12 protein-coding genes and 1 pseudogene are annotated in these 12,152 nt (G+C 34.4%); 4 read left to right on the forward strand and 9 right to left on the reverse strand.

Annotated features, from left to right (window positions below; genetic code table 11):
• Positions 1–5: 5 nt before the first annotated feature.
• Positions 6–1,283 carry an amidohydrolase family protein gene (locus ACPX19_RS07100; RefSeq protein WP_426432367.1) on the forward strand — a complete coding sequence of 426 codons (1,278 nt, stop codon included), beginning with the start codon at positions 6–8 and terminating at the stop codon, positions 1,281–1,283.
• 190 nt (positions 1,284–1,473) lie between these two features.
• Entirely contained in the window at positions 1,474–1,665 is a 192-nt protein-coding gene (locus ACPX19_RS07105; RefSeq protein ID WP_426432369.1) for a hypothetical protein, read from the forward strand.
• A 7-nt stretch (positions 1,666–1,672) separates the two neighbouring features.
• Here the strand turns inward: ACPX19_RS07105 and lspA are convergent, their stop codons facing one another.
• The 3 genes from lspA to ACPX19_RS07120 are packed head-to-tail and all read right to left on the reverse strand — an operon-like array spanning position 1,673 to position 4,034.
• A complete protein-coding gene (lspA, locus tag ACPX19_RS07110; RefSeq protein WP_426432371.1) occupies positions 1,673–2,161 on the reverse strand; it encodes a signal peptidase II in 489 nt (162 codons plus the stop codon).
• 11 nt (positions 2,162–2,172) lie between these two features.
• Positions 2,173–3,066, reverse strand: a complete 894-nt coding sequence (gene fabD / locus ACPX19_RS07115) for an ACP S-malonyltransferase (protein ID WP_426432372.1) — start codon at positions 3,064–3,066, stop codon at positions 2,173–2,175.
• Between the two features lie 35 nt (positions 3,067–3,101).
• On the reverse strand, positions 3,102–4,034 hold the full coding sequence (locus ACPX19_RS07120; RefSeq protein ID WP_426432373.1) for a dihydrofolate reductase: 933 nt from the start codon (positions 4,032–4,034) through the stop codon (positions 3,102–3,104).
• 287 nt (positions 4,035–4,321) lie between these two features.
• On the opposite strand from ACPX19_RS07120, the gene ACPX19_RS07125 reads away from it, so the two are divergent.
• Positions 4,322–4,621, forward strand: a complete 300-nt coding sequence (locus ACPX19_RS07125; protein WP_426432374.1) for an isoamylase early set domain-containing protein — start codon at positions 4,322–4,324, stop codon at positions 4,619–4,621.
• A 51-nt stretch (positions 4,622–4,672) separates the two neighbouring features.
• On the opposite strand, the gene ACPX19_RS07130 is transcribed toward ACPX19_RS07125, so the two are convergent.
• The 6 genes and pseudogenes from ACPX19_RS07130 to ACPX19_RS07155 form a co-directional block, all read right to left on the reverse strand.
• A complete protein-coding gene (locus ACPX19_RS07130; protein ID WP_426432375.1) occupies positions 4,673–5,503 on the reverse strand; it encodes an energy transducer TonB in 831 nt (276 codons plus the stop codon).
• A 4-nt stretch (positions 5,504–5,507) separates the two neighbouring features.
• Entirely contained in the window at positions 5,508–6,332 is an 825-nt protein-coding gene (locus ACPX19_RS07135; RefSeq protein WP_426432442.1) for a thymidylate synthase, read from the reverse strand.
• Between the two features lie 148 nt (positions 6,333–6,480).
• Positions 6,481–8,034: pseudogene (locus ACPX19_RS07140) on the reverse strand (NupC/NupG family nucleoside CNT transporter).
• Positions 8,035–8,382: 348 nt separating this feature from the next.
• Positions 8,383–8,997, reverse strand: a complete 615-nt coding sequence (locus tag ACPX19_RS07145; RefSeq protein WP_426432376.1) for a bifunctional nuclease domain-containing protein — start codon at positions 8,995–8,997, stop codon at positions 8,383–8,385.
• Positions 8,998–9,147: 150 nt separating this feature from the next.
• Positions 9,148–10,110, reverse strand: coding sequence for an electron transfer flavoprotein subunit alpha/FixB family protein (locus ACPX19_RS07150; protein ID WP_426432377.1), 963 nt, complete (start codon positions 10,108–10,110; stop codon positions 9,148–9,150).
• An 11-nt stretch (positions 10,111–10,121) separates the two neighbouring features.
• Complete coding sequence (locus ACPX19_RS07155) at positions 10,122–10,868, reverse strand: electron transfer flavoprotein subunit beta/FixA family protein (RefSeq protein WP_426432378.1); 747 nt, start codon at positions 10,866–10,868, stop codon at positions 10,122–10,124.
• Positions 10,869–11,113: 245 nt separating this feature from the next.
• Between ACPX19_RS07155 and ACPX19_RS07160 the strand changes: the two genes are divergently transcribed.
• The gene (locus tag ACPX19_RS07160) at positions 11,114–12,091 is read left to right on the forward strand and encodes a pyruvate dehydrogenase complex E1 component subunit beta (RefSeq protein ID WP_426432380.1); all 978 of its coding nucleotides are present in this window, start codon (positions 11,114–11,116) and stop codon (positions 12,089–12,091) included.
• The last annotated feature ends 61 nt before the right edge of the window (positions 12,092–12,152 follow it).

Below are 12,152 nucleotides of genomic sequence, written 5' to 3' on the forward strand. Positions count from 1 at the left end.
CAGACATGAAAACTCTACTCAGTATTTTAGCATTCGTATTTTCAATTGTTTTAGCTGCACAAAATACCTATTTGCATTGCGGAAAATTAATAGATACCGAATCAGGAAAAGTGCTTACTGAGCAAACCATTGTTGTTTCAGGAAACAAGATAATTTCTGTGGAAAAAGGTTATAAAAACCCTGATAATAGTGAGGCTATTGTAATAGATTTAAAGTCTAAAACTGTAATGCCAGGTCTTATTGACATGCATGTGCATATAGAAAGTGAAACCAATCCTAAATCCTATCTCGAAGATTACACGTTGAATGATGCAGATATTGCTTTTAATTCAGTTCATTATGCTGAAGTTACATTAATGAATGGTTTTACAACCGTTAGAGATTTAGGAGGTACAGGTGTTAATGTATCTTTAAGAAACGCTATAAACTCAGGAAAAGTAAAAGGACCAAGAATTTTTACTGCGGAAAAAGCTTTGGCCACAACAGGTGGACATGCAGATCCTACAAATGGCGCAAAACGAGATTTAATTGGAAATCCAGGGCCAAAAGAAGGTGTAGTAAATGGAGTGGATGACGCAAAAAAAGCAGTAAGACAGCGTTATAAAAATGGAGCTGACTTAATAAAGATAACTGCAACAGGAGGTGTACTAAGTGTAGCTAAAAGTGGACAAAATCCACAATTTACTATTGAAGAAATAAAAGCTATATGTGAAACGGCAAAAGATTACGGATTTCATGTAGCAGCACACGCACATGGTGACGAAGGTATGCAACGTGCCATTTTAGGCGGTGTAAAAACTATAGAGCACGGCACGCTGATGAGTGCAGAGACTATGGAGCTTATGAAAAAGTATGATGTTTATCTGGTGCCTACGATTACTGCAGGTAAGTTTGTATCGGATAAAGCTAAAATACCAGGATACTATCCAGATGTTGTGGTGCCTAAAGCTCTAGATATTGGTCCAAAAATTCAAGATATGTTTGCTAGAGCCTATAAAGCTGGTGTTGGTATCGCCTTTGGTACAGATGCAGCGGTATTTTACCATGGTGAAAATGGAAAAGAGTTTGGTTACATGGTTGAGGCAGGTATGCCAGCTATGGAAACTATTCAGAGTGCTACGGTTACCAATGCCATGATTCTTAAAGTGGAAGATCAACTAGGTAGAATTAAAGAAGGTTTTATTGCTGATATTATTGCTGTAAATGAGGACCCTACAACAGATATCTCAACAATGGAAAATGTGGTTTTTGTGATGAAAGAGGGTATTGTTTATAAAAACTAACTCTATTCTAGGTGCTTTTTTAATTATTAAACTATTAATACTGTGTCTATATCATTGAAAATACTTTAATGAATTTAGTATCTGATTTTCAATGTGATAATCATAAAAAGACTTAACTAGGAATTAACATTTTTTTCTTGGGATTGCAATTCAATCTTTGTTGTTTTGTATTTAATGATAATTGATTTCCATGAAACTGATAAGCGTTAAAAGAGAAACAAAACAAGAAGGAAGATTCTCAAAAAAGATGGGTGTACTAAATACTAAAGTCACCTACATCAAAAAGCAATTCCTTAGTATTCCTTACAAAACACTTCATAAATATCGCGAAACCTACTACGGAGAGGTCAAAGATTGTGAAGATTGCCAACTAGCACGTTAGGGAGTTTTTATTTTTCTTCTTTCTTTTTATTGAATATACCACTGAACAGTAACATTATCATACCTGCTGTTACAGAAATATCAGCTACATTAAAAATACCAGTTTTAAAAACTCCACCTAAATCAATGAAAAAGAAATCGGTGACCTTACCAAATACAATTCTATCAAAAACATTAGCAATACCACCACCAATAATGCAGCAAAATGCAATAAGGCTTAGACGATCTAATTCCTTGGTCTTTATAATATAGTAAATAACATAACCCAAAACTATTGTTGGCAAAATCAATAAAAAAATAGTTTTTAAGGTTTTGTTCATGTCACTACCCATACCAAGAAATGCTCCTTCATTATAGACATTCGTCAGGATAAATTTATTGCCAATTAATTCTATGACTTCCTTAATCTCAATATTTGCTCTAACGATGACTTTTGAAATTTGATCTATAGTAATATTAAAAGCTATGAGGAGTACAATAAAAATATTTCTATTCAAAACTGAAAGAATTAAATGTTAGTTTCAAAAGTAGCGGAAGATGTCTCGGCTTCTCTGTTTATTTTCTTTACTAAACCTTGTAAAACCTTGCCAGGTCCCACCTCTGTAAAGTGTGTGGCACCATCAGCAATCATTTGTTGTACAGACTGTGTCCAACGTACAGGAGCAGTTAATTGAGATATTAAATTAGCTTTTATTTCATTTTCATCGGTAACGGCAGAAGCTGTTACATTTTGATAAATAGGACAATTAGGCTTGCTAAAGGTTGTGTTTTCAATCGCAGCTGCTAGTTCTTCTCTTGCAGGCTCCATCATTGGAGAGTGAAAGGCACCACCAACAGGTAAAACCAAAGCACGTTTGGCACCTTCTTCTTTAAGTGCTTCACAAGCTTTATTTACAGCTTCAATTTCACCAGAAATAACTAATTGACCAGGGCAGTTGTAATTGGCAGCAACCACAACACCTTCTATATTTTCGCATACTTTTTCTACAACGTCATCATCTAAACCTAAAACGGCTGCCATTGTACTTGGCTGTAATTCACAGGCCTTTTGCATAGCTTGGGCACGTTGAGACACCAATTTTAAACCATCTTCAAATGTTAATGCACCAGCAGCAACTAAAGCAGAAAATTCCCCAAGAGAGTGCCCGGCAACCATATCTGGTCTAAAACTATCACCTAGAGTTTTGGCTAAAATTACGGAGTGTAAAAAAATAGCTGGTTGTGTAACCTTGGTTTGTTTTAAGTCTTCATCTGAGCCTTCAAACATAATGTCAGTAATGGAAAAACCAAGTATATCGTTAGCTTTTTCAAAAAGTTCTTGAGCTAAAGGCGAATTTTCATAAAGGTCTAAACCCATTCCTGAAAATTGAGCACCTTGACCTGGAAATACGTATGCATTCATGTGACTAAATTTTAGTGCTGCAAAAATAGGAATATTTATCTTCTCTCATAAGTAATAAACGAAAATGCATAGTTATGATCCTCATCTGCATCATGAGTAGTTTTAGAAATTTCTTTCCATTTGTTTAAATCTACTTCTGGGAAAAAAGTATCAGCACCTTCAAACGTAGCATGTACTCGAGTTAGTTCTAGTTTATCAGCTAGGTTTATAGATTGTTTATAGATTTCACCACCACCAATAATATAAGGTTGATTGTCTTTTCTGGCAGCGTCTAAGGCATCTTCAAGATTATTCACAACTATGACACCTTCTGGTACTTTATAGTTGTTTTGCCTTGTAATAACAATATGTGTGCGGTTAGGTAATGGTTTTGGGAAACTTTCAAAAGTTTTACGTCCCATGATGATATGATGACCAGAAGTTAATTTTTTAAAACGCTTTAGATCATCACTAAGATGCCAAATAAGTTCATTATCCTTGCCAATAGCATTGTCTTCGCCAGCAGCTACAATGATAGTTAACTCACTGGAGTTTTTTTTTTCTTCGGGCTTAGTTTCTGAATGTGTTTCGTTATAAGCTTGTGATTGTGCAATTTTTCGCTCTTCCTTTAAGAATCCTTCTTTTAATTTATCTATACGCTTTTGTTGTTGGCTAACGAGCTTGTCTAACTGTTGTTTTTCCCAATCCTTACCCATAAACTTATTGGTGATAAATACGTTTACAAAATGGTAAACAAATAAAAATAACCAAAGCAGTATGGCATATACAAACCAATTAATGCCAGCAATTGTAAAATCCTTACCAATACCAAGAACTGTATTTGCTATGATTAAGAAAACGGCACCAATAAGAAAAATCACAAAATGAATGTATAAACGCTTTTTTTGCCTAATTCGTTTTTGGGCATTTTCAATGAGTTCTAATTGGTCTTTATCTATTGTTGAAACTTGTTTTTTCTTTCCGAACATAATCCTAAAATTATCCTATAAAGATACTTCTTTTTCACTAAAACGTTGTAGGTAATTTATTGGAATCTATTTTTGTTATTTTCGAAAACGATGTCGTTGATTATCAGGTGTTAAGAAGTAATTTTATTTCTTGTAAATCTCATACTTTTTACATTAAAAAATTGCATAGTTTATCAAAAAGTAAAGCTTATTTTATCAAAATGATAATTCTTTCATTTAAAGTGAATTAAACTATAATTTCTGCTTTTTTCTTTTATACTTTTGACCCATTATTTAAAACTATAATTATGGCAATTAAAAAACAGTATTTAAAAAGTAAGCCAGTTTGTAAGGTAACATTTTCTGTTCCTGCAGAGGAGGCAAAAAGTGTAGCAGTTGTTGGAAGCTTTAACGAGTGGAATACTGAAGCTACAGAATTAACGAAATTAAAGAATGGTACCTTTAAAGGTACTTTAGATTTAGAGAGCGATAACTCTTACGAGTTTAGATATGTTGTTGATGGTAAAACTTATATCAACGATGAGCAAGCAGATGCTTATGCATGGAATGACTTTGCAGGTGCTGAAAATGGTGTATTAAACTTATAATAACCTATAAGATTAGAGGAAAAAGCGTCTCATTTTGAGGCGCTTTTTTATTTAATGCTCATTGAAGTAAATCGTCATTAATAAGCTGAAAGGTATTTCTACAGCTTTACCATTTTTAGTTCCGGGTTTCTTGAACTTAGGGAGACGTTTAGCAACTTTAATAGCTTCTATAGCAATTGCTCGATGATTGGCCTTAGCATTTACCTGTTCTACTTTTCCGTTTTTATTGATAATGAAATTTAGCTGAAATTGGGTAGATTTATCAAGAGGTAAGGCTGCCTCAGCTACATCCAAATCATAACTCATTTTTATAAAGTTTGTGATTTTTTCTTTAGAACATTTTTTTAGTTCCTCGTTGCTAAGGTCTTTATCACAACCTCTAAATAAAGGGTAAGTGAAATTTTCATCATTATAATTGCCGTTTTCAACTATCACGATGAGCGGCAGTGAGAAGGGCACTTTTATAGGTTCATCCCTAAGGTAGCCAGGTTTAAATTTAGGGATCAGTGTTAAGACACGTAAAGCTTCATTTTCTAGATATTTGTTTGGTGCTTCTGCAATACTATCAACTATGGAACCATCAATATCAACAGAAAAGCGCAGAAAAATCTTAACTTCACCTGAAGGTATATTAGAATCTTCAGGAAGTTTAGTGTTAAAGTGTTTTTTAAATAATTCAGCAATCTTTAGAGACGCACATTTTTTCTTGTTTATATTATCCTTTTCATTCTCGCAGCCTTTGTAGATTGGTATATTCTCAATAATCTTAAAAGAGTTACTGTTTTTGGAAACTGTATCTAACGTTGTTTCATTGTCTGTTTTTTCCTGACTAAAAGAAAATGCGCAAAACAAAAACGCAAAAAATAAAACGAAAAATCTCATAGAATTATACGGCAACAACACCTTTAATATGAGGATGAGGGTTGTAATCTACAAGTGTAAAATCTTCGAATTTAAAATCGAAGATGTTCTTAACCTCAGGATTAAGAATCATTTTTGGTAATGGCCTAATATCTCTAGATAGTTGTAATTCTAATTGCTCAAGGTGATTGTTGTATATGTGAGCATCACCAAATGTGTGAATAAATTCTCCTGGTTGGTAACCACAAACCTGTGCCATCATCATAGTAAACAAAGCATAAGAAGCAATATTAAAAGGCACACCTAAAAAGATATCAGCACTACGCTGGTATAATTGACAAGATAATTTTCCGTTTGCAACATAAAATTGAAAAAATGCGTGGCAAGGTGGTAAAGCTGCCTTACCATTAGCTACATTTTCTGAGAAGGACTTAGAGGTATCTGGTAATACCGCAGGATTCCATGCAGAAACCAACATTCTTCTGCTATTTGGATTGGTTTTTAGGCTTTGTACTACTTCCTTAATCTGGTCAATTTCTTCACTTGCCCAATTACGCCATTGATGTCCGTAAACTGGTCCGAGGTTACCGTTTTCATCTGCCCATTCGTTCCAGATTCTAACCCCGTTTTCGGTTAAATAGTTAATGTTAGTATCTCCTTTTAGAAACCAAAGCAATTCGTAGATTATAGATTTAAGATGTAGTTTTTTGGTAGTGACCATAGGAAATCCTTCACTCAAATCAAAACGCATTTGATAACCAAAAACACTTTTGGTGCCTGTACCTGTTCTATCTCCTTTTTCATTTCCGTTTTCTAAAACGTACTTTACTAAATCATGGTATTGTTTCATGCTCACTTCCTGCAAAAGCAGGAATCTCATTTAATTATACTTTACTAACAAATTATATACATATAACTTATGCAAAAACGAAAATAAAAAAAAGCTTCAAAACCATTGATTTGAAGCTTCATAATATATAAAAAGTTATTAACTGAAATTATCCAATGATCATTCCCGCAATTGTAGCTGAGATTAAAGAGGCAATTGTACCACCTATCAGGGCTTTCATACCAAATTTAGATAACTGCTTTCTTTGTCCAGGTGCTAATGATCCAATACCGCCAATTTGAATTCCTATAGATGCAAAATTGGCAAATCCACATAGCATATAGGTCGCCATAATAACGGACTTATTATAATTTAGGTGAGTAGCGTTGGTAACATTTTTTAAGTCAGCTAGCTAAATATAACCTACAAATTCACTTGCTGCCAGTTTAATGCCTAAAAGTTGTCCCATCATCATCATGTCTTCTTTTGCTACTCCAATAAGCCACATTAAAGGTGCAAAAACGGTTCCTAGTATGGCTTCTAAGGAAAAGCTTTGATAAGGGGTATTAGCTGCCATCCATGTATTTAGTGAAGTTACATCACCAACCCAACCGAGAATACCATTAAGCATAGCAATAAAAGCAACAAACACCAATAGCATTGCACCAACATTTACGGCTAGTTTTAATCCTTCGGTAGTTCCGTTGGCAATAGCATCTAATAAATTAGCACCAATTTTTTCCTGAGATACTTTTACGTCAGTATTGATATTCTCTGTTTGAGGGAATAAAATTTTTGAAATGACAACAGCACCTGGAGCTGCCATAACTGATGCAGCTAGCAAATGCTTGGCATAGACCAATCGCATTGCAGGATCGTCACCGCCTAAAAATCCAATATAAGCCGCTAATACAGCTCCAGCAACGGTTGCCATTCCACCAACCATTACCAAAAGGATTTCAGACTTATTCATTTTTTCTAAATAAGCTTTAATTAATAACGGAGCTTCTGTCTGACCTAAGAAAATGTTTCCGGCAACACTTAAGCTTTCTGCACCCGAAATTTTAAGAAGTTTGGTAAGTAACCACCCAAATGCTTTAACTACTTTTTGTATGATTCCTAGATAAAATAAAACCGATGTTAGTGCCGAAAAGAACAAGATAGTTGGTAGCACCTGAAATGCGAATATGAAGCCATAAGAATTTACATCCATAACTCCACTAAATAAAAATTCGCTACCTGCTCTTGTGAAATCTAAAATATTTATAAAAACTTGCCCTACTGCTTCAAATCCATTTTTAATAAAATCAACTTTTAGCACACCAATAGCAATAAGTAATTGAAAAGCTAAGCCTATGCCTACAGTTTTCCAGTTAATAGCTTTACGGTTACTACTAAACAAAAAAGCTATGAATATAAGAGAAACCATTCCCAAGGCACCTCTCCATAAACTGTTAAAAGTAAATCCCTCACTTTCAATAATTGTATCATTAGAAGCCTCTTTTGCCACATACTGAGGATGCTTTTCTGAAATGTATGTGAGTACATTTTTATCTTTCTTTATTTTAAAAACAGAGTCTTCCTGTTTTATGATCTCAAAGTAAATGTCAACTGTTGTAGGTACTTTTTGCTTGAATACTAAAAGATTGTTGTTTTGAAGCCAAATACCTTTGTTAAAAGTGTTGTTTAAGATTGAAACATATTCGCCATTTTCATTAAGCATCAAGAATTCTCTCCCTTTGATGAACTCAACACTCCCTGATATACTATCAGGATAGTTTTCATAAACAGTATTTTTAAGTAATTGCCAACTCTTAATTTTGGGATCTTCTATATCACCTATTTGTATTGGTGATTCTTCTTCAATGCTTATATAAGTGGAATCATTTAATGAGGTTTCTAGCTCTTGCGCTGTAATCGATGAAACTCCAATAAAAATAGCGATAAGGGCTTTGAAAAAATGATTCATCTATAGATATTTTTTATTAATGGTCAGACGTAATGCCTAGTATATAATTTTCTGTTGGTTTGAAAAATTTGTTAAGAGGCATTTCATAGAAAGAAGTATTAGTTAACGCTTAGAAATTTCGTCTCTTATTTTTGCTGCCTTTTCATAATCCTCATTATTTACGGCTTCTTCTAAAAGACTGTTTAGCTCTTCTAAAGATTTATCTTTATAGCCTTCTTGGTCAGCAACTGCATTTTCAATTTCTTCAGCAATAAATTCATCTACAAGTATGCTGTCTTGTTCTTCATCCTCTTTCTTAGGATTTACTTTAAGGTAAATACCGGCTTTGTCTAAAATATTTTTATAAGTAAATATTGGTGCTTGAAAGCGGAGTGCTAAAGCAATGGCATCACTGGTTCTGGCATCAATGATTTCTTCAATTTTATCGCGCTCGCAAATAAGACTAGAGTAGAAGACACCGTCAACTAATTTATGAATGATAACTTGCTTCACAACAATATCAAATCTATCTGCAAAATTTTTGAATAAATCGTGGGTCAATGGTCTTGGAGGACGAATTTCTTTTTCTAAGGCAATAGCAATAGACTGGGCTTCAAAAGCACCTATAACAATAGGAAGTTTTCTGTCACCATCAACTTCATTAAGTATTAAGGCATACGCGCCATTTTGTGTTTGGCTGTAGGAAATACCTTTTATATTTAAACGAACTAAACTCATGAATTTTAAAACACAAAGAACTGTTTAAATTTGGACTTTACCAACTGCAAAATGCAGAATTGGATATTTTTCTAAATACTTTCGACAAAACGTAAAACTATTAAGAAAATCTAAATTTAAACAGTCCTTTAATATTACAAGGTAATAAAATTATGCGTTTTGAGCTTTAAAAGCTTTTAATTTTTCAATGAGTTTTGGCACTACTTCGAAAGCATCTCCAACAACTCCATAATCAGCAGCTTTAAAGAAAGGAGCTTCAGGATCTGTATTGATAACAACTTTTACTTTAGAAGCATTAATACCTGCCAAATGCTGAATAGCTCCAGAAATACCAACCGCAATATATAAGTTTGATGCCACAGGTTTACCTGTTTGTCCAACATGCTCACCATGTGGTCTCCAACCAAGGTCAGATACTGGCTTAGAACATGCTGTTGCAGCACCTAAAACATCTGCTAATTCTTCTATCATTCCCCAATTTTCTGGGCCTTTTAGACCTCTACCACCTGATACTACAATTTCTGCATCTGCTATACTTACTTTATCTGCTGCTTTGTCTATAGACTCAACACTAACACCAGAATCTGGTATTGAAGGTGAAAAATCCTCAACTGAGACATTACCGCTAACTTCAACAATTCCGAAAGAGTTATTGGACAAGCCAACGATCTTCACATCTGTATTTATTTCTGTGTTTGCAAAAGCTTTATTTGTAAAAGCCGTTCGCTTCACCGTAAAAGGTGAAGTATTAGATGGAGCTTCAACCACATTGGAAACATAACCCGCATCTAAGCCAACTGCTAACAAAGGGGCTAAATATTTACTATTAGCACTAGAGCTTAAAACCACCACTTTTGCACCTTCGTTTTTAGCTGCTTGTTCAATAACAGCAGCATGTTTTTTTGCGTTAAATTTGCTTAATGCTTCATTTTTCACAGATAAAACTTTAGAAGCTCCGTAAACACCTAAACTATCACTATTCTCTGCATTAATAGCTACAGCAGTTACTGTTGTACCCATTTGATCTGCAACAGCTTTTGCGTAAGACACGACCTCTAAAGCTGCTTTCTTAAATTTCCCGTTTTCTGATTCTGTATATACTAAAATTGACATAATTCCTTTTTTTAAATGACTTTAGCTTCGTTGTGAAGTAGATTTACTAACTCATCAATATTATCGGCATCTACTAACTTAACCGCTCCCTTAGGTGCAGGTTTTTCGAAACTAGCTGTTGTAGTCTCCGCATTAGCTTCGATAGGCTCAATAACAGTTAAAGGTTTTTGACGCGCCATCATTATACCTCTCATGTTAGGTATGCGAAGATCACTTTCTTCAACAATACCTTTTTGTCCAGCAACGACTAACGGTAATGAAGTGCTTACAGTTTCTTTACCACCATCAATCTCTCTCACCGCTTTTGCGCTACTACCATCAATTTCTAACCCTATACAGTTGGCTACGAAATTGGCATCTGTCATTGCGGCTAACATGCCTGGTACCATACCTCCATTATAATCAATTGATTCTCTTCCTGCTATGACTAAATCGTAACTACCATCTTTAACAACTTTTGCCAATTGTTTAGCAACAGTAAAACCATCAGTAGGTTGGGTATTAACTCTAATGGCTGTGTCGGCACCAATTGCTAAGGCTTTTCTCAATGTTGGTTCGGTTTCCGCACCACCTACATTTACAACATCAACACTAGCGCCTTGTTTTTCTTTAAACCACATAGCTCTTGTTAAACCAAATTCGTCATTAGGATTAATTACAAACTGAACACCATTGGTATCGAATTTGGTATCTCCATCTGTAAAATTAATTTTGGAAGTCGTATCAGGTACATGGCTGATACATACTAAAATCTTCATGCTTATATGTTATTTAAGTTTACTTTTTTATAATGCGAAATTCTACTAAAACGATTTCGTTAAATGTTAGTAAAACTTCAAATTTTTACAATTTTATTGATTATTAGGCCTTAAAAAATTGCGGTTACGAAGGTAAATATTTTATTTCGAATATTTACTATGCATGCATAGTAAATTTTAAAGAAATTTGATTTACTTAATTTTTCATTTATTGCTATTTTTGTTCTTCGTTTAAAAACAAAACAATGAAGACAATTCAATTTAGAGAAGCTATTGCAGAAGCCATGAGTGAAGAAATGCGTAGAGATGAGAGCATTTATCTTATGGGTGAGGAAGTGGCTGAATATAATGGTGCGTACAAGGCATCAAAAGGAATGTTAGATGAGTTTGGACCAAAGCGAGTTATAGACACACCAATAGCTGAGCTTGGTTTTGCAGGTGTTGCCATAGGTTCTACAATGACGGGAAACCGCCCTATTGTAGAGTACATGACGTTTAACTTCTCTTTAGTTGGAATTGATCAAATTATAAATAACGCTGCAAAAATTAGACAAATGTCTGGTGGGCAATTTAAATGTCCTATTGTATTTAGAGGCCCAACAGCATCTGCTGGTCAGTTAGCAGCAACTCACTCTCAAGCGTTTGAGAGTTGGTTTGCCAACACACCAGGTCTTAAAGTTGTAGTTCCTTCAAATCCTTATGACGCCAAAGGACTTTTAAAGTCTGCAATTAGAGATGATGATCCAGTAATTTTTATGGAAAGTGAGCAGATGTATGGCGATAAAGGCGAAGTGCCAGAAGGTGAGTACACTATTCCTCTAGGTGTTGCAGATATTAAAAGAGAAGGAACAGATGTTACTATAGTGTCTTTCGGCAAAATTATTAAGGAAGCATATATAGCAGCAGATGAATTAGAAAAGGAAGGTATTTCTTGTGAAATTATAGATTTGCGCACTGTCCGTCCTATGGATAGAAAAGCGATTGTTGAGTCCGTTAAAAAAACCAATAGACTTGTGGTTTTGGAAGAAGCTTGGCCATTTGGAAATGTAGCTACTGAAATCACATATTTAGTACAGTCTGAAGCTTTTGATTATTTAGATGCACCAGTTGTAAAAATTAATACAGCAGATACACCTGCACCATATTCACCAGTGCTTTTAGAAGAGTGGTTACCTAATAGTAATGACGTTATAAAAGCTGTAAAAAAAGTAATGTATAAATAAATAAATCGCAGTTTTCTGCGTTTAATAAACTTCATTAACGACCGCAATTAAGGATTTAGCA

This window comes from Winogradskyella sp. HB-48, assembly GCF_049942685.1.
GTDB lineage: Bacteria > Bacteroidota > Bacteroidia > Flavobacteriales > Flavobacteriaceae > Winogradskyella.

What these genes read in the sequence shown, in the direction of transcription:
- ACPX19_RS07100 (WP_426432367.1), top strand. Translation starts at nt 6, where the DNA reads ATGAAAACTCTACTCAGTATTTTAGCATTCGTATTTTCAATTGTTTTA.
- ACPX19_RS07105 (WP_426432369.1), top strand. Translation starts at nt 1,474, where the DNA reads ATGAAACTGATAAGCGTTAAAAGAGAAACAAAACAAGAAGGAAGATTC.
- fabD (WP_426432372.1), bottom strand. Translation starts at nt 3,066, where the DNA reads ATGAATGCATACGTATTTCCAGGTCAAGGTGCTCAATTTTCAGGAATG.
- ACPX19_RS07120 (WP_426432373.1), bottom strand. Translation starts at nt 4,034, where the DNA reads ATGTTCGGAAAGAAAAAACAAGTTTCAACAATAGATAAAGACCAATTA.
- ACPX19_RS07125 (WP_426432374.1), top strand. Translation starts at nt 4,322, where the DNA reads ATGGCAATTAAAAAACAGTATTTAAAAAGTAAGCCAGTTTGTAAGGTA.
- ACPX19_RS07130 (WP_426432375.1), bottom strand. Translation starts at nt 5,503, where the DNA reads ATGAGATTTTTCGTTTTATTTTTTGCGTTTTTGTTTTGCGCATTTTCT.
- ACPX19_RS07135 (WP_426432442.1), bottom strand. Translation starts at nt 6,332, where the DNA reads ATGAAACAATACCATGATTTAGTAAAGTACGTTTTAGAAAACGGAAAT.
- ACPX19_RS07145 (WP_426432376.1), bottom strand. Translation starts at nt 8,997, where the DNA reads ATGAGTTTAGTTCGTTTAAATATAAAAGGTATTTCCTACAGCCAAACA.
- ACPX19_RS07150 (WP_426432377.1), bottom strand. Translation starts at nt 10,110, where the DNA reads ATGTCAATTTTAGTATATACAGAATCAGAAAACGGGAAATTTAAGAAA.
- ACPX19_RS07155 (WP_426432378.1), bottom strand. Translation starts at nt 10,868, where the DNA reads ATGAAGATTTTAGTATGTATCAGCCATGTACCTGATACGACTTCCAAA.
- ACPX19_RS07160 (WP_426432380.1), top strand. Translation starts at nt 11,114, where the DNA reads ATGAAGACAATTCAATTTAGAGAAGCTATTGCAGAAGCCATGAGTGAA.